At 43.5% G+C, this 16,757-nt stretch carries 15 protein-coding genes; 12 read left to right on the top strand and 3 right to left on the bottom strand.

Translation table 11 applies throughout. The features are described from left to right. The first annotated feature begins 407 nt into the window (after nucleotides 1-407). The 11 genes from B0G52_RS24490 to B0G52_RS24440 all read left to right on the top strand — a co-directional run bounded on the left by B0G52_RS24490 (nucleotide 408) and on the right by B0G52_RS24440 (nucleotide 12,814). Nucleotides 408-944 carry a redoxin domain-containing protein gene (locus B0G52_RS24490; RefSeq protein ID WP_094048146.1) on the top strand — a complete coding sequence of 179 codons (537 nt, stop codon included), beginning with the start codon at nucleotides 408-410 and terminating at the stop codon, nucleotides 942-944. A gap of 237 nt (nucleotides 945-1,181) precedes the next feature. Beyond that, a complete protein-coding gene (locus tag B0G52_RS24485) occupies nucleotides 1,182-1,538 on the top strand; it encodes an ArsR/SmtB family transcription factor (RefSeq protein WP_094048144.1) in 357 nt (118 codons plus the stop codon). Next, complete coding sequence (locus B0G52_RS24480) at nucleotides 1,535-4,018, top strand: heavy metal translocating P-type ATPase (RefSeq protein WP_094048142.1); 2,484 nt, start codon at nucleotides 1,535-1,537, stop codon at nucleotides 4,016-4,018. Before B0G52_RS24485 ends, B0G52_RS24480 begins: the two co-directional genes overlap by 4 nt. Before the next feature lie 27 nt (nucleotides 4,019-4,045). Beyond that, complete coding sequence (locus tag B0G52_RS24475) at nucleotides 4,046-5,113, top strand: flavin-containing monooxygenase (RefSeq protein ID WP_094048140.1); 1,068 nt, start codon at nucleotides 4,046-4,048, stop codon at nucleotides 5,111-5,113. A 237-nt stretch (nucleotides 5,114-5,350) separates the two neighbouring features. Next, on the top strand, nucleotides 5,351-6,397 hold the full coding sequence (locus tag B0G52_RS24470) for a multicopper oxidase domain-containing protein (protein WP_094048138.1): 1,047 nt from the start codon (nucleotides 5,351-5,353) through the stop codon (nucleotides 6,395-6,397). 14 nt (nucleotides 6,398-6,411) lie between these two features. Continuing rightward, the gene (locus tag B0G52_RS24465) at nucleotides 6,412-7,605 is read left to right on the top strand and encodes a ZIP family metal transporter (RefSeq protein ID WP_094048136.1); all 1,194 of its coding nucleotides are present in this window, start codon (nucleotides 6,412-6,414) and stop codon (nucleotides 7,603-7,605) included. Nucleotides 7,606-7,629: 24 nt separating this feature from the next. Next, nucleotides 7,630-7,815 carry a twin-arginine translocase TatA/TatE family subunit gene (tatA, locus tag B0G52_RS24460; protein WP_094048134.1) on the top strand — a complete coding sequence of 62 codons (186 nt, stop codon included), beginning with the start codon at nucleotides 7,630-7,632 and terminating at the stop codon, nucleotides 7,813-7,815. Nucleotides 7,816-7,983: 168 nt separating this feature from the next. Continuing rightward, nucleotides 7,984-8,154, top strand: a complete 171-nt coding sequence (locus B0G52_RS36295) for a hypothetical protein (protein ID WP_233163013.1) — start codon at nucleotides 7,984-7,986, stop codon at nucleotides 8,152-8,154. 844 nt (nucleotides 8,155-8,998) lie between these two features. Continuing rightward, nucleotides 8,999-10,888: a copper resistance CopC/CopD family protein gene (locus B0G52_RS24450; protein WP_094048130.1), complete on the top strand. Its 1,890-nt coding sequence runs from the start codon at nucleotides 8,999-9,001 to the stop codon at nucleotides 10,886-10,888. A 318-nt stretch (nucleotides 10,889-11,206) separates the two neighbouring features. Continuing rightward, nucleotides 11,207-12,121, top strand: a complete 915-nt coding sequence (locus B0G52_RS24445) for a cation diffusion facilitator family transporter (protein WP_094048128.1) — start codon at nucleotides 11,207-11,209, stop codon at nucleotides 12,119-12,121. A 363-nt stretch (nucleotides 12,122-12,484) separates the two neighbouring features. Beyond that, nucleotides 12,485-12,814 (top strand): four-helix bundle copper-binding protein, encoded by a 330-nt coding sequence (locus B0G52_RS24440; protein ID WP_094048126.1) that lies wholly within the window; start codon nucleotides 12,485-12,487, stop codon nucleotides 12,812-12,814. A gap of 507 nt (nucleotides 12,815-13,321) precedes the next feature. On the opposite strand, the gene B0G52_RS36695 is transcribed toward B0G52_RS24440, so the two are convergent. From B0G52_RS36695 to B0G52_RS24425, 3 genes are all read right to left on the bottom strand, one after another. Next, on the bottom strand, nucleotides 13,322-13,636 hold the full coding sequence (locus B0G52_RS36695) for a class I SAM-dependent methyltransferase (protein ID WP_369827122.1): 315 nt from the start codon (nucleotides 13,634-13,636) through the stop codon (nucleotides 13,322-13,324). Between the two features lie 164 nt (nucleotides 13,637-13,800). Next, nucleotides 13,801-15,930 carry a heavy metal translocating P-type ATPase gene (locus B0G52_RS24430; protein ID WP_094048124.1) on the bottom strand — a complete coding sequence of 710 codons (2,130 nt, stop codon included), beginning with the start codon at nucleotides 15,928-15,930 and terminating at the stop codon, nucleotides 13,801-13,803. Beyond that, complete coding sequence (locus tag B0G52_RS24425) at nucleotides 15,914-16,297, bottom strand: ArsR/SmtB family transcription factor (RefSeq protein ID WP_094048122.1); 384 nt, start codon at nucleotides 16,295-16,297, stop codon at nucleotides 15,914-15,916. The genes B0G52_RS24430 and B0G52_RS24425 overlap by 17 nt, the downstream gene beginning before the upstream one ends. 206 nt (nucleotides 16,298-16,503) lie before the next feature. Here B0G52_RS24425 and B0G52_RS24420 point away from each other — a divergent pair, with 206 nt between their 5' ends. After that, entirely contained in the window at nucleotides 16,504-16,746 is a 243-nt protein-coding gene (locus tag B0G52_RS24420; RefSeq protein ID WP_094048120.1) for an SHOCT domain-containing protein, read from the top strand. The last annotated feature ends 11 nt before the right edge of the window (nucleotides 16,747-16,757 follow it).

Below are 16,757 nucleotides of genomic sequence, written 5' to 3'. Positions count from 1 at the left end.
GCGAATGCTACTCCCGATCTTAAAATATCCTCTTTGGTGCTGTCAGCAACACAAGTACATAACCAAGTGTCATTATATCGCCATATAGTACTACATATTGTAGTTATAAAAGAGTGTAGAATTATTGGTGAGAATATGAATCTAAATTCGTAAATAGATATTTCATTCCGGGAATTATTCTGAGTGACTCCCAAGTGGAGGTTCTCAAATGAACAAACAAGGGTTCGCATTTTAGTTGTTGAGGATAATGAATATATCCGTCGGCTTTGCGCCTCTATTTGACATATGAAGGATACACAGTCGAGGAAGCAGAAGATGGAGAGATCGCTAGCCGCTTCGATTATAACTGTATGGGGAATCGGATAAAAGCTTGAAGTTTTAGATTAAACTCGGTTTTGGAAGGAGACATGAATTTGAGCAAAAGGTCAACGAAAAAAATATGGCAGTATTTGATTCTACTAAGTGTGCTGATTATTGGCGGAATAGCTATTTTTAAATCATTTGAGCCAACGAGTGTCGTTCTTAAGAAAGGTGATACGCCTCCTGATTTTTCACTTCTAGGATTAGACGATAAAGTGTATAAATTGTCTGACTACAAAGGGAAGGCCGTTGTTATTAATTTTTGGGGAACATTTTGTCCGCCTTGCGTAAAGGAAATGCCTGAGTTCCAGCGTCAATCGGATAAATGGAAAGATGAACAATTTAAGATATTGGCAATTAATTTAAGCGAAGATAGTATTTCAGTCAGCAATTTTGTTGACCGATTAAATCTAGACTTTACGATTTTGAGAGATCAAAATCGTAAAGTTGAACGTCTATATAAACTTAAATCCTATCCAACGACTTTGTTTGTAAAACCTAATGGCAAGATTATGGATATATTTGTTGGCGGTATGACCGAAGAAGACATAGATGAACGCATACGAGAGCTATTAGGTAAATAATAAAATAATCTTTTGATGTTCAATTATTTTTTCTGGTGTTGTTCGTGCTGGAATCAACTTCAACTCGCGTTTCAATAGCGGGTTTTTCTGTTTTTGCGGAATAACACTTGTTAAAGATAAATAACCGATTGCCGCTTGTTGAATGATGGCTTGGATTAAGTTTGACACATTCATTAGTCGATGCTAATATGATGACACATTAACATCGACTAATGTATATGCAAGGGGGATAACCACATGCAACCTGTCAATAAAGAGGTCAAAGCCAAATTTCTACGTGGTTTTAGCGATAAAACAAGGCTGCAAATCCTTGAATGTATCAAAGGTAAAGAAAAAACGGTATCGCAAATCGTCGATGATCTTAAAGGCAATCAATCTAACATCTCACAGCATTTAGCTTGTCTTAAGGGCTGCGGCATCATCATCGGCAGACAAGAAGGGAAATATATGTATTACAGCTTAAGAAACGAACAAATCGTCGAATTGTTAAACGTCATGGATACCGTCTTTAATCAGGTCGAACTAGAAGTGGCGGCTTGCGAGAAAAACGACGAATTAGATTGTTGCTTCAAAAATGGGGAGAACGCCGAATGAACGAAAAAGAAGCGAATCCATCCTCTTGTTGTTCGGAAAATAAAGATGTCCCGGCGAAAAAACCGTCATTCAAGAAGAACCTAACCTTACTTAACCAAACGACATCTACCTGCGAAGACGACTGTTGCAAAAATGAGTCGACTTCCGAGATCAAACATGAAGTCGTCACAAAGGATCACGAGCAAAAAGGCGAGTATCTCGTTCACGGGATGGACTGTTCCGCTTGCGCCGTTACGCTTGAGAGAGCGTTAAGCCAACTAAACGGCGTATCCCGCGTTCAAGTCAATTACAGCACCGGCAAAATGCAAGTCGCGATAGCGGAAGCTTCGGCCTTTGATCTCCTGCCGGATACCGCCCAAAAATTAGGTTACTCCTTACAAGCGATTGATCGAGGGAATAAAGCGCGTACCTATCGGATCGAGGGCATGGATTGCGGCTCTTGCGCGTTAACGATCGAGAACCATTTCAAGAATCGGTCCGACGTCTCTAGCGTGAGCGTTAATTTTGCCTCTGGAAAGATGACCATCGAACACGATACCCCTGTCGACGAAATTATAAAAGAAGTTTCCAAAGCAGGATACAAAGCTACGTTGATCTCAAATAGGCGCCAGGCCGAAGAGAAGAAAAAAGACAAATCTACGAACTCCGTTGTCTTGTCCGGCGCGTTGCTGCTGCTGGGTTTTCTCGGATCTTTTTCCGATGTTTCGGACTGGATCATCACTTCGCTCTACGCGCTATCCATCGTAATCGGGGGATATAAGCCCGCGAGAAGCGCCTACTACGCGATCAAAAGCCGATCTTTGGATATGAACGTGCTCATGACGGCAGCCGTTATCGGCGCAGCGGCCATCGGCGAATGGTTCGAAGGGGCGACAGTAGTCTGGCTCTTTGCGTTAGGCAACGCGCTACAAACGAGGTCCATCGAGAAAACACGCAATTCGATTCGCGGTTTAATCGACCTTGCGCCTCCGGAAGCGAACGTGAAGCAGGGCAATTCGTTGATCCGAAAGCCAGTTGGAGAGATTTCCGTTGGAGAGTTCATCGTCGTCAAACCGGGAGACAAAATCCCCCTTGACGGCCGGGTCGTTCAAGGACATTCAAGCGTGAATCAGGCCCCGATTACCGGCGAATCCGTTCCGGTAGACAAGGAAGTCGGAGATGACGTTTATGCGGGCACGATTAATGAGCATGGCGTTCTAGAAATCTCCGTGACCAAGCTGTCCGAGGATACGACGCTTTCCAAAATCATTCACCTAGTGGAAGAAGCACAAGAGAAAAAAGCACCGACGGAAGCTTTCGTAGATCGATTTGCAAGGATTTATACGCCAATTGTATTCGTTCTAGCGCTTGCCGTCATGGTGATCCCGCCGATCTTCGGCGCCGGAACGTGGGCGGAATGGTTTTACAAAGGGCTGGAATTGCTTGTCGTCGCCTGCCCGTGCGCGTTAGTCATCTCCACGCCCGTCGCGATCGTATCGGCTATCGGAAACGCGGCTAAGAATGGAATCCTCATTAAAGGAGGAGCCTTCCTTGAAGTTGCTGGAACCATTTCCGCCATTGCGTTTGACAAAACAGGTACGTTAACGGAAGGGAAACCGAGAGTTTCCCGGATGATGGCGCTTGAGAATGAAGAAGGAGATTTACTCTCCATTGCATGCGCGCTGGAAAAATACTCGACTCATCCGATCGCAAAAGCCATCGTCGAATATGCCGAAGAAAGAGGGGTTACCTCTCTTCCCGCCGATCGGTTCAAAAATCTGGTCGGCCAGGGTGTAGCGGGATGGATCGGCGACAAGGAATACATCGCCGGTAATCTGAAGCTGTTTCAAGAACTAAAAGTTCCGTATGAAACCTTGGAACCGCAAATTCGAACTCTTCAGCAAGAAGGAAATACGGTCGTTATCGTCGGGACCAGAGATCGAATATTGGGAGTCATCGCAGTCGCGGATTCGATCCGCAAGGTTTCGGTCAATGCCGTTCGTGAGCTCCATGAAGTCGGATTGAAGCAAATCGTTATGTTAACCGGCGACAACGAAGGAACGGCGAAAAAAATCGCTTTGCACACCGGCGTGGACCGTTATTTTGCCGAATTGATGCCGGAGGACAAAGCATCCGCGATCAAGCAGCTTCAGGAGGAAGGACATAAGGTGGCGATGGTCGGCGACGGAATCAATGATGCGCCCGCTCTGGCCACGGCCGATCTTGGGATCGCCATGGGAGGCGCAGGTACGGATACCGCCATGGAGACGGCAGACATCGTGCTCATGGCCGACAACCTGGAAAAGCTGCCGCATACCGTTGAATTAAGCCGGAAAGCCCTTAAAATCATCAAGCAAAACATTTGGTTCTCCCTGATCGTGAAAGCGGCCGCTCTGATCTTGATTTTCCCAGACGTACTTACGTTATGGATCGCCGTCATGAGCGACACGGGGGCTGCCTTGATTGTGATTTTGAACAGTATGAGGCTCATGTCAAAGTAGACTAGCACAAGGATAGGAGAGCTTCGAATGCCTCAATATGACGTCATTGTGATCGGCGCAGGACAAGCAGGACTTGCCGTGGGATACTATTTATTGAAAACGGGGAAATCTTTCGTTCTACTAGACAAAGGTTCGGAAGTAGGGCACATATGGAAGAGCCGATATGACAGTTTGGTGCTCTTTACTCCCCGATTCTATAGTTCTTTGCCTGGAATGCCATTAGATGGAGATCCGAACGGATATGCGTCGAAAGACGAAATCGCGCGTTATTTGAAAGCTTACGCGAACCATTTCGAACTTCCGATACAGTTGGATGTTGAGGTGACCGCGCTTAAGAAATCGGGGAATGACTTTGAGCTTGAAACGAACCAAGGGCTATATAAGGCGACCAACGTAATCGTAGCGATTGGTCCGTTTCAAAAACCTTTGATTCCTCGACTGGCGGAGCAAGCGAATCCGAACATCGTTCAAGTTCACACCGCTTTTTATCGTAATCCGTCTTCGCTGCAGGATGGCCCTGTTTTAGTCGTCGGTGCCGGGAACTCCGGGGCGCAAATTGCCGTTGAGCTCGCCAAAGAAAGGGAAGTCTATCTTTCGGTCGGCCATCGAATGAAGTTTATGCCGCTGCATTTGATGAAAAAAAGCATTTTCTGGTGGTTTGCGAAGATCGGAATTCTTAAAGCCGATAATTTATCCGCAATTGGCAAGCGGTTGAGCAGACAACCTGATCCGATATTTGGATTTGAATTAAAAGAAGCCATAAGCAATGGGACAGTTCGATTAAAACCGCGAACGGTGCGAATTGTTCGCGATGTCATACTCTTTTCAGACCAAACATCATTAAAAGTCGATAATATCGTTTGGGCCACTGGTTTTTATCCGGATTACGGGTGGATACAAATCCCTCATAGTCTGAACGAGGAGGGGAAACCCCTTCATCAAAGAGGAGTAAGTACGATTGCCGGACTATATTTTGTCGGAATGCCCTGGCAGCATCGGCGTGGCTCCGCCTTGATCGGCGGAGTCGGTCAAGATGCCGAATATGTTGTACAGCAAATGCAATCCATTCAAATCACTTCTTCTTCGCCCGCGTAAATCGCGGGTTTTCTTTATTTTTCCTCTGCAAAAGCCCAAACCTCCGCCTCAATCAAACCTCCAGCGAAATAAAAATTTCTTATTTACAATTTCTTAAGAAAATCATATATTAGGCATGAAGATATTTTGCGTGTGGCAAACATTTTGTCTTAAAACCATAAATATTTGATTTAAACACTTTTTTTTCATGATAGAAATATAATTTCCTTTGGGAAAGAAAAATCGGAGGGTGATGGGATGGTATTCGATCCGAAAAGACCGGTATCACGGAGAGAAGTACTGAAGTGGGGAGCGATTGGAACGTTAAGCGTGATTGGGGGATCCTTGTTAAACCCGAGTTCATGGTTTGGCAAAACCGTTAAAGCCATGGATAAACATGAACTTCATTCCGCGCTGCAGAATCAGAAGCACCAGACCATGACCCATGGTTACGATCCCGGAACGAAGATGACCAACGGGCTGCAAGCGGCGATTAAGTCGCTGACCGAATTCAATTACGGCAAAACCAGTACCGGATCCGACGGACGTACGGTCAGGGAATACGAGCTTGTGGCCATGGACACCGAATTAGAAATCGCGGAAGGAATCAAATTCCCGGGATGGGCCTACAACGATTCGATTCCCGGCCCCACGATTCGATGCATGGAGGGTGATATTGTCCGAATAAAATTTTGGAACGGTTCGACGCATCCGCATTCCATTCATTTTCACGGCATTCATCCGACGGGAATGGATGGAATCGAGCCCGTACAATCCGGCACGGAGTTTATATACGAGTTCGAGGCCAAACCGGCAGGCATGCACGTCTACCATTGCCATATTCCGCCGCTTGCCAAGCACATTCACAAAGGTTTGTACGGAAATTTCATCGTTGACCCTAAGAAAGCAAGAAAACCCGCTCGCGAATTCAATATGGTGATGAACGGATTCGATTTGGACCTTGACGGAGCAAACGAAGTTTACACCGTTAACGGCTATGCATTCGCCTTTCAAGCCTGGCCAATCGAAGTTAAGGTGGGGGAGTTGGTTCGAATATATCTAAGCAATTTGACCGAATTCGATCTCCTCAATTCTTTTCATCTCCATGCGAACTTCTTTCATTATTACGAGGTCGGGGCGGATCCTGAAGCAAGGCCCGTGTATACGGATACGATCATGCAATGCCAAGGCCAAAGGGGAATATTGGAAGTGGTGTTCCCCGGACCTGGGAAGTATATGTTCCACGCACATCAGAGCGAATTCGCGGAGCTCGGGTGGATGGGCTTTTTTGAAGCCAAAGCATAGGGAGGGTAAACAAGATGCAGAGCGAAGTCGAAACTCTTCAATCGAAACCTCATAAAACAATGTGGATCTGGGGAATCTTGCCGCTAATCTTACTTGCTATGATCATTTACGCCCTATTCCACTTCGGGACTGGGGTCAAGGATGAGCCTGTTGCTCCGCTGGAAGTATTGGATATCGAGAAAATTACGCTCACGGACGAAGGCTTTACGGTTAAAGTTCTAAATACAGGTCCCGATTCCGTATCCATTGCGCAAGTCGTCATAAACGACGCCTTCTGGAACGCGACCTTTCGGCCGAGCGAGACGCTAAACCGACTTGATCAAACCGTGATAGACATTCCGTACGGTTGGGTAGAAGGCGATCCGTATACGATCAACCTGATTACGACAAATGGCCTGATCTTTTCGGGAGAGGTACCTATTGCCGCTAAAACACCCGTCGCCGATGCTAGCCGTTTCGCTCAATACGCCCTCATCGGCTTTTATGTCGGCGTAGTCCCCGTGGGACTGGGATTACTATGGTTTCCCTTTTTGCGGAGGTTTTCGGACAAAGGCGTGCAGGGGATACTGGCTTTGACGATAGGCTTATTGTTTTTTCTCGTTATCGATACCTTTAATGAAGGATTGGAAATCGGCGCAAAAGCACCAAGCCTATTTCAAGGAACGGGACTTGTTTGGTTCGGAGCTCTCTTGAGCTTTTTGTTCTTATTGGCGCTTGATCAAGGGAATCAACTAAAAGGCAAAACATCCGGGAAACAAATCGCTTATAAAATCGCTGGCGGCATCGGTCTTCACAATCTCGGGGAAGGGCTGGCGATCGGGGCTGCATTCGCTGCCGGTGAAGCCGCGCTCGGTACGTTCCTGATCATCGGATTCACGCTTCACAACGTCACGGAGGGAATGGGCATTGCTTCGCCTATGTTGAAAGAGCAACCTTCTTGGAAAACCTTCTTGGCGTTAGCAATCGTGGGAGGAGCCCCAGCGATTATCGGCACTTGGATAGGCGGATTTATGTATAATCCCACGTTCGCTTCTCTGTTCTTCGGAATAGGCGCCGGCGCAATCGCTCAAGTGATCTATTCGATCGGCCGAATGATTCTTAAAGAAGCCGCAAAGAAAAACATAGCTGCCGTCTCATGGACGAATTTAGCCGGATTGACGCTTGGCCTATTAATAATGTATGTTACAGCTCTATTCGTAAGCTCGTAAATAGGAAGAGAGGAGGAGAGACTATTGCCATTAAATATAGGTTGGACGGGAATATTATTATTAGTTCTTATTGCCTTGCTCATATTCGGACCTTCAAAACTGCCTCAACTCGGCAAAGCGATCGGTACCACCATCAGGGAGTTTAGATTGGGAACAAAGGAATTAATGGATGGAGAAGAAGATGAATCTATAAAGGGAAATATTAAATAAATGCAAAACCTATGAATAAGAACTGTCATAAGGGGTTCAGTTCTTGTCTTAAATCGATCAATAGCAGGAATTTGCATGAATTGCACGAATTATACTACGCTATGTAAATTAATGATGGAAGTTGTCGGATTTATGTATCTAGATATGATCATCGGTAGGTGGAGAACCATGATTAAGAAAACTAACAGTATTGTTTGCAGCAGTACTATTGACCAAGTCTTACCAAGGGCTAAGCAAATCATCGCAAGTGACAAAATTAACAGTGAAATCAGAGAGTTACAAGTCGAAATGAACAGAAAAGCAAAAGACAAGAAGGGGAAGCGAAAGGAATTGCTCTAGAGTTGACCGTAAGAAAGCAAGCAACAAAACAAGAAATTCAGATTTTAACTTCTCAGATCGAAACAGTAAGGCAAGAAATTCATTCAGACGGCAACGCAAATTCAAAGCATAGAAGAAAAGCTTATAGCAATTAGTCTCGAGCTTGACAATGCGATCGAACTGCAAAAAAATTAATGAAGTTTTGGATTCTCAAGTTAGACTCATGTATACAAACCGAAAGCGGAGTTAGAAAAAAAGGAAAGTGCGAAAGAAGTTATATTGGCCACCTTCGATGGACAAACATTAGTGAAGAATCCGAAAAGGAATTTATGGAATTAGCCTAGAAAATGACAAAACTCCAGGCAGAAAAAAACAATATTAAGGAGTATTACAAAGGCAGAAAGTTAGATCTCCCATTGAGATCAAGTTATCGTCTGACTTCTCCATTCGGATATCGAATTCACCCGGAACGGAAACTTCATGCTGGCTTAGATATGGCAGCTCCATCTGGAACCCCGATTTATGCAGCCGAATCAGGCGTAATTATTGTTTCGCGTGGAAAGGTTATGGAAATACTGTTATTATCGATCACGGTGGCGGATTATGGACGCTATATCCACATGTTAAACATGGTGTCTTCTTGTCAATAAAGGAGATGTAGTCGATAGAGTGGAGAAGATCGCGCTTATCGGTTCGGCGGGGCAATTCAACTTCATTTTGAGGTTCGCAAAAATTCAGAGCCCGTTGATCCTGCACCATATTTAAATTAAATGCTGTTTTCAAAAGGTGAAGGATTCATCGCCGCATTATATACTATGTCACATAGTTTTATTAATGTATAGGTAGAGTAGTGGAGGGATTTATTGTGCTAAAGCGTATACTTCTTTTGATTATTATTCTAATGCCAATCATTCCAATACTTTCGGTTAATGCACATTCGCCAATCGAAAGCAGAAGCCCGAATGTAAATGAGATTATGGAGTTTGTTCCGAATAAAATAGACTTGTATTTTAAGGACCCTGTACAGATTCATCGTAGCTCAGTTATTGTTCGCAATGAAAAACAAGATGAAGTTCAATATGGAAAGCCGCAAATTGATCCTAATGACAATCGACACTTATTTATTGCACTACAAGAAAATTTACCGTCAGGAAAGTATTCAGTAGATATCGATGTAGTTTCCTTGGATGGTCATGCGCTTAGAGAAAAATATCAGTTTGAAATTAAGCTTGCGCTTACCACGCCGGAAGAGAGATTTAAGGGATTATTATTAGAACGAACTTACCCAGAAGACGGAAGTATCGTTATGAAATCTCCTGATAGTATTGAATTATGGTATAACGAAACGGTTGAACTTGATTTGGCATTACTAAATGATAATGACCGTATGGTCGAAACCGCCTTGCCTACCTTGGATCAGACAACCCCCGGACACTATGTTCTCGAACTAAATGATGAATTGCCTCCGGGTACTTATACAATTTTGGCTTACCCACGAATAGGTAATAACGTTAAAGTGGATACAATTTATTTTGCTGTTGAAAAAATGACAGAAGTAACCTCAAAAAATACTTACTCTCGAGATACGTTGTGGAATCAAATTGGCAATTTGCAATTCACTCATTGGATTGTATATGCAGGACTCCTATCGCTACTAGGAGGAAATTGGTTCTTCAGAGTGATTGCCAAAAACAGAGGAGATCATAAACGTTGGAGCCTTGTGTCGGGTATTCTATATGTCATTAGTATAATCGGCATTATTTTAGAATTACTGCTTGCCCGACTAGAATATGCTGATGTCGTACTTCGTGATTTTCTTCGTTTCAATTTTGTAGAGGTAACGTTACTTCAAGTTGGCTTTGTGATTTTAAGTCTGATCGTAAGACCTTTACGATTGTATGGATTGTTATTTGCGGTTCTTTGCCTTGCATTCAATGGGCATTCAGTTGATCCAAGTTATGGGGGAGTTTGGTCAACAGTCTTGGATAGTATCCACCTGCTTGGTGCAACGATTTGGATTGGCGGGTTAATTGGATTAATTCTTATGATGCCGAAAGAAGAACCAATATCTTGGCTCGAAAAAGCAGGAAAATCATTTTCTAAATGGGCTTTAATCAGCTTCTTTATCCTTGCGCTTTCTGGAGTGGTTATGACTCTAATTTATGTTCCTTCTTTTAATTTATCTAGCTTAATAACGAGCTTTTGGGGACAGATGTTACTCGTTAAAATCATTTTATCTATCTTTATTTTGTTCCTAGCGAGCTGGCAAAGAGCGATATTAAAGAGAAGGCTAGAGAAAGTAGTATTATTCTTCCAAAGAAATTTAAGAATTGAATTATTGATTGGAATGATCATTCTATTGGCAGCAGGGATACTCGTTGATTTTGCTCCGAGAGAAGCTGTTCGCGGTATTTCCCCGAAAACACAAACAAGTAGTGGTTTGACAGCAAATTTAGAAGTGAAACCAATTATAGCCGGCGGTAATGTCATCACGATTCGAATAAACGAGGATAGCCAAATTCAAAAGGTTAGAGCTCGTATTGTTACTTCTCTTGGCGGGGCAGAGGCGAATACTGCATTTAAAATCGAGAAGGGAGTCTACAAGTTAACCGGGAACCTGTTCCATACCGCTGGCGAGTATAAAATAGAAGTTCAAGCCATAATGAAGAATGGAAGTGAAATAACCTTTGCTCCATTCACAATTAAAGTTCCAGGAATCATGCCAAATGAAATAGAGTTTGAAAAAGAAGGCTGAAACGAAGAACGTTTTATCATTCTATGTAGAAAATAATTCCACTACTCAACTTCGGGGTGCATAGCACCTCATTTTTTTGAACAAAAATGATAGCCCAAACGTTGTCATGAGAACGCGAAGGAAGTGCTTCTTAAGTAAATTTGGAATTATGAGTTCTTTGGGGATTTACGAACTGCCGATACTCATATAAAACGTCTAAGACAGAAGGGCTCAGTAAATCGAAATCGGGTCTAAAGTTGTTGATGTAAAGTATAGATTATCGGTTACTGGGAAGAAAAGTATCATAGGTAGTGAATCAATTGTTAAGGATGATGACTTTTGAGCTTGGGACATGATCACAACAAATCGACACATGCTCATACCCGCTCTACCAATCGAAAAAACTTAACCATTGCACTCTTCATCACGACAGGATTCATGATTGCGGAAATCATCGGCGGCATTTGGGCGAATAGCCTTGCTCTTTTGTCGGATGCCGGTCATATGTTTAGCGATGCTTTCTCGCAAGGGCTCAGTTTAATTGCGTTTTCTCTCGCCGCCAAGCCAGTCACGCCCCAACGAACTTACGGTTTTTATCGAGTAGAAATCATTGCTGCTTTTATAAACGGATTAACATTGGCTGTCATCGCTGCGTATATTTTTTACGAGGGATACAAGCGTATTATTAACCCGCCTGAAGTGCAAAGCAATATCATGTTAGTCATCGCTTTTTTGGGTCTAGTGGTAAATATCGTTGCTGCATGGGTGCTTTCCAGAGGTGAAGGATCTAAAAGCAACTTAAACATGAGAAGCGCATTTCTTCATGTCCTAGGCGATTTGCTGGGATCTGCGGGCGCAATCGTGGCGGGATTACTTATCCTGTTTTTTGGATGGTACTTAGCCGATCCCCTAATCAGCATTTTTATTGCAGTACTTGTTCTGTTCAGCGGTTGGCGAGTAACCAGAGAATCCATAAATATTTTAATTGGTTCAACGCCCAAGCACATAGATGTTAGTGAAATAAGTAAAATGATGCTCGAAGTCGAAGGAGTAATCAGTATCCATGATCTGCATATATGGACCCTAACGTCCGGCATGGAGCTGCTGACTTGCCATATAGTCGTTGAAACGGAAAAAAATATGCAACAAACCCTTCTTAAGATACGTAAAGTCGTTTATGAAAAGTTTGGGATAGAACATGTCACTCTGCAAATGGAAACCGAGGATTTAAAGGAAAGTGAACCGGATATTTAAGTTGCGTGAACCCGAACACAAAAATAACCCTTGGTTATCCCGAATTGAATATAACCAAGGGCTATTATTAATGAATAATGCAAATATCTGGTCTGACTAAACTGACTTTTTATCGGCGTGTTCAGGAGTATGAAGCTGCAGAAAAAATATAGGAACCGATTATACATCTTTTTTGAGTCTCCGTTAGTAAGTGCAACATACTGTGTAATATCGGATGTAAGAGAGCGTTAGATTTGTCAATCAAACGCAAGCGCTGTCCTATTTCCGAGTTCGTTTCGTCGGTGCTTCCTGTTTCCATGAATCGGATCAACCTCGTTGGGGTAAACCATTTAAGGTACATCATTTGGAATAGGAGGTATAACTGTGTCACATGAACAATTTCAACATTGTATCGATGAATGTCTAAAGTGTATGCTGGAATGCAATCACTGTTATGACGCTTGTTTGAATGAAGAGAACCTTACGATGATGAAACAATGTATCCGACTGGATCGAGAGTGCGCCGACATTTGTGCATTTGCTGCGCAAGCGATGTCCCATAACAGTTCCTACGCAAAGGAACTTTGCCGGATTTGCGCCGATGTTTGCGAAGCATGCGGGAATGAGTGCAAAAAGCATGAACATGAGCACTGTCAGCGTTGTGCCGAAGCTTGTTTTTCTTGCGCGAAGGCTTGCAGGGCTATGGCGAGCTAATTACATCGATACGAAATCAGCCTATCCGCCAACTTCCGGGGGATAGGCTGATTTTACATATATTTCTTCACTTTCATTATTTCAAATTTCGTAAATACGCGGTAACATTACCCAAGCAGCAGATAAATGAAGCTTTTAGCAAAGACTTTAGAGTAATGAGAAGTACGCTTTTACCTTTCTCGCGCATGAAGGACAATTGATTTTGGCAGGTTCCACAATGCTGGATTGTGCGCAGCAATCCATATAAAATGCACTCCTAAACCTGATTCAGGGAGGTTCCAGAAACCTTTTCCTCTTTTTACTTGATACCCAGATACCTTACCTTTACCAAATGAAGGCCAATAAGGTTGGCCCGGCCATTTGGCTATGAGTTTAACCATGCCATTTTACGAAGTAAGATTTTTCGATACATACCATTAAATTAGGCTGGTACATCTTCCTCCACTCGAATATGGCTCTCATAGGGTTTTATGATTTGTTCAAAATGACGGCCAATGTCCGTTCCCATCATTGATAAGACGGGACGAAGGATTTTCTTAATTGCGGACATTCCTGAGAGGAAGGGGCAAATTTATCAAAGATTATTATACGTCCCCCAGTTCGAGTTACCCGAATCATTTCTTGAAAACATTGGTCCGGATCGTGAACGACGGATAGAATCTGATACCCAATGACCATATCGAACGATTCCGGTGAATAGGTCAAAGTTTGCGCATCCATTTCCATGAACGTAAAGTTCGGTGAATCATTTTTTTTCTTGGCTTTGTCAAGCATTTCGGGTGATAAGTCGATTGCAGTAACAGAAACATCTTCCCCTATCATAAACCGTAAGTCTGCGCAAGTCCCGACGCCCACAAAAAGGATTTGGCTGTAAGCCTTAATGTCGAGGTTCGAAAAAATCTTTTTCCGGGCCTGGAGAAAAGGCCCGGAATTAAAGAGAGCATCATAGAAGGGTGCCCAGAATCGATAAACCTTTATTCCAAGAGTTATTCATAGCCGATTTTTTTGCCTTTGATTTTAAGCAAACGAAGGCTGTTCAACGTAACAATCAGGGTCGCTCCCATGTCTGCGAAAATTGCCATCCATAACGTGAGCCATCCAGGGACAATCAAAGCCAAAGCGACCAGTTTAATCCCGAGTGAGAACGTAATGTTTTGCTTAATAATCGCAAGGGTTTTTCGGCTTAAACGAATGGTATAGGGCAGTTTCCTTAAATCGTCCGCCATCAAAGCAATGTCTGCGGTTTCGAGAGCTGTATCCGTTCCGGCACCGCCCATTGCGATACCAACGGTTGAGGCCGCGAGGGCAGGGGCATCGTTCACACCATCGCCGATCATAGCTACCTTACCGTAATCTTGCCGAAGCTGCTTAATGTAATCTAATTTATCTTGTGGCAACAATTCGGCTTTTACTTCTGCGACATTTAGTTGTTTTCCAATTGCGTTCGCCGTAGCTTGGTTGTCGCCTGTAAGCATGATGGTTTTCTTAATACCGATCCCGTGAAGTTCTTTAATAACGTTTTTGCTTGAATCCCGGACATCATCCGCGACGGCAATAAGTGCAAGGATTTGTTGGTCTGTGCCTAAGACCATTACGGTTTTCCCTTGCTTTTGTAATTCCTCGATTTTACTCGCAGTATCTTGATTGACGCTGCCATGCAGTTCGTTAAAAAGTTTCGGATTCCCAATGTAGTACAACTCACCTTTTACTTTCGCTTTTACGCCTTTTCCTGTAATGGATTGGAATTCTGTAACATCGAGCGACAAATTCGCACCATCTTGCTCTGCTTTCCGGATAATCGCTGACGCAAGCGGATGCTGGGAACCTTTTTCGATGACCGCCGCGATGGATAGCAGTTCGTTTTCATTTTTGCCGAAAGAAATGAAATTTGTAACCTCTGGAAACCCTTTTGTTAGCGTGCCTGTTTTATCAAACGCAATGGCCGCTAATCTGCCGGCTTCTTCAAGGTGAATGCCCCCTTTGATGAGAACACCGTTTTTCGCCGCATTGCCGATAGCCGTAACAATGGAAACCGGTGTTGAAATAACCAATGCGCACGGGCAGCCGACAACGAGTAATGCCAGCCCTCTATAAATCCAATCGCCCCAATCGGCTCCTGCAAAAAGAGGAGGGACAACAGCGATCCCTAGCGCCAAGATCATGATGGCAGGCGTATAATATTTCGCAAACCGATCAACAAAAGCTTGAGACGGTGCGCGTTCCGCTTGTGCTTCTTCCACAAGGTGAATGATCTTGGAAATCGTCGTATCTTCGACTCGCTTCGTTACTTTAACTTCAAGCAATCCTTCTTCGTTCAATGTACCGGCAAATACTTCATCGTCAATCGTTTTCGTTACAGGAACCGATTCGCCCGTAATTGCAGCCTGGTTAATCGTTGATGTCCCTTTCAGGACAACGCCGTCCATCGCAAGCTTCTGCCCTGGCTTTACAATCATGACATCGCCAACTTGTATATCATCAACATTTACCATTATTTCTTCAGAACCACGCCGGATCAGCGCTTCCTTCGGCGCAATATCCATAAGGGAGCGAATGGATTGCCGTGCTTTTTCCATAGAGTAACGTTCCAGAACTTCGCTGATCGCAAACAAAATAACTACAGTTGCGCCTTCGCCCCATTCGCCGATCGCCGCAGCACCGATAATGGCAACCGTCATAAGGGTGTTCATATCGAACTGAAGCCGGAAAAGATTTTTAAGCCCTTTTTTGAATAGCTCGTAACCGCCGATGATGATAGAGGCTGCAAAAGTAACATCGGCCAAGATGCTTCCCTCGCCTAGAACGTAACCTGCGACGAGCAATACCACAGAAAGCACTACGTTCCAATGTTCATGCAAAAACGGCTTTTTCTTTTCAATGGTCCGTTGTTTTTCAGGGGTAACTTTCAGGCTTTCAAATGCTCCTGCTTTTTCCAAATCTTCAACTGTAGTATTCCCGTAGACGGTAATCTTCGCTGCCCCGAAATTGACCTGCACTTCTCGAACGCCAGGCAAATTTTTTACGTTTTTCTCGAAAATACCTGCGCAATTCGTACAAGTAAAGCCTTGTACTCTGTAGACGTTTTTTTCTTCGGTTTGTTCAAGTTGTTTTTCCATTAGTGACCAACTCCCGTGAATGAGTAGAAGCAAGCTGTACCAGTTGACGAACATGATCGTCTTCCAGCGAATAAAAAACTAATTTACCTTCCTTGCGGTATTTCGCTAAGCCAAGCTGTTTTAACGTCCGGAGATGATGAGAAGCGGTTGCCATCGAAGAACCGATGATGTTGGCCACGTCACAGACACATAGTTCATCTTCTTCGCAAAGGGAGAAAGCGATTTTCATTCTTGTTTCATCAGCCAGTACCTTGAACAGCTTTACCATACCTTGAATATTTTGTCCTTCAATTGCAACTTGTACTTTTCGGACTTTATGTTCGTCATAACAATAAATTTCACAGGAGTCCTTTGCTTTTTCAATCATATCCTCACCCCTACAATCAAATGATCATTTGATTGCTATCATACAACAAACCCTTCGGTTATTCAAATGCATATTTGATTATTCCTCAACAGGAGAAAAATATTCAAGTTCCGGATAGGTAGTACTAACAACATTATTGGAGGAAGCCACTTGAACGAATAAATGTTTAAGGAGGTTGAAATCTTATAGTATAGGGGGTATTTACAATGATGGATGGCATGATGATGGATAGTTCTATGATGTTCATGATGTGTATGATGATGGGGATCGGGGCGCTGATCTTTATCGTTATTCTTGGGGCAACGGTTTATGTTGTCATTCGATCATTGATGATGAAGAGTCGAATTGTGGATCGCCCTTTGATGATATTAAAAGAACGTTATGTGAAGGGCGAATTGAGCGATGAAGAATATAGTCGAATGAGAAAAACTATCGTTGATTTGAAGTAAATAAAAATGTC

This window comes from Cohnella sp. SGD-V74, assembly GCF_003001675.1.
In the GTDB taxonomy this organism is placed as follows: Bacteria; Bacillota; Bacilli; order Paenibacillales; family Paenibacillaceae; genus Cohnella.
The sequence above is the reverse complement of the archived record's forward strand: the minus strand, read 5'-3'. Positions and strand labels throughout refer to the sequence as shown.

What these genes read in the sequence shown, in the direction of transcription:
- B0G52_RS24425 (WP_094048122.1), bottom strand. Translation starts at nt 16,297, where the DNA reads ATGATTGAAAAAGCAAAGGACTCCTGTGAAATTTATTGTTATGACGAA.
- B0G52_RS24470 (WP_094048138.1), top strand. Translation starts at nt 5,351, where the DNA reads ATGGTATTCGATCCGAAAAGACCGGTATCACGGAGAGAAGTACTGAAG.
- B0G52_RS36295 (WP_233163013.1), top strand. Translation starts at nt 7,984, where the DNA reads ATGATTAAGAAAACTAACAGTATTGTTTGCAGCAGTACTATTGACCAA.
- B0G52_RS24490 (WP_094048146.1), top strand. Translation starts at nt 408, where the DNA reads ATGAATTTGAGCAAAAGGTCAACGAAAAAAATATGGCAGTATTTGATT.
- B0G52_RS24475 (WP_094048140.1), top strand. Translation starts at nt 4,046, where the DNA reads ATGCCTCAATATGACGTCATTGTGATCGGCGCAGGACAAGCAGGACTT.
- B0G52_RS24465 (WP_094048136.1), top strand. Translation starts at nt 6,412, where the DNA reads ATGCAGAGCGAAGTCGAAACTCTTCAATCGAAACCTCATAAAACAATG.
- B0G52_RS24485 (WP_094048144.1), top strand. Translation starts at nt 1,182, where the DNA reads ATGCAACCTGTCAATAAAGAGGTCAAAGCCAAATTTCTACGTGGTTTT.
- B0G52_RS36695 (WP_369827122.1), bottom strand. Translation starts at nt 13,636, where the DNA reads ATGATAGGGGAAGATGTTTCTGTTACTGCAATCGACTTATCACCCGAA.
- B0G52_RS24430 (WP_094048124.1), bottom strand. Translation starts at nt 15,930, where the DNA reads ATGGAAAAACAACTTGAACAAACCGAAGAAAAAAACGTCTACAGAGTA.
- B0G52_RS24480 (WP_094048142.1), top strand. Translation starts at nt 1,535, where the DNA reads ATGAACGAAAAAGAAGCGAATCCATCCTCTTGTTGTTCGGAAAATAAA.
- B0G52_RS24420 (WP_094048120.1), top strand. Translation starts at nt 16,504, where the DNA reads ATGATGGATGGCATGATGATGGATAGTTCTATGATGTTCATGATGTGT.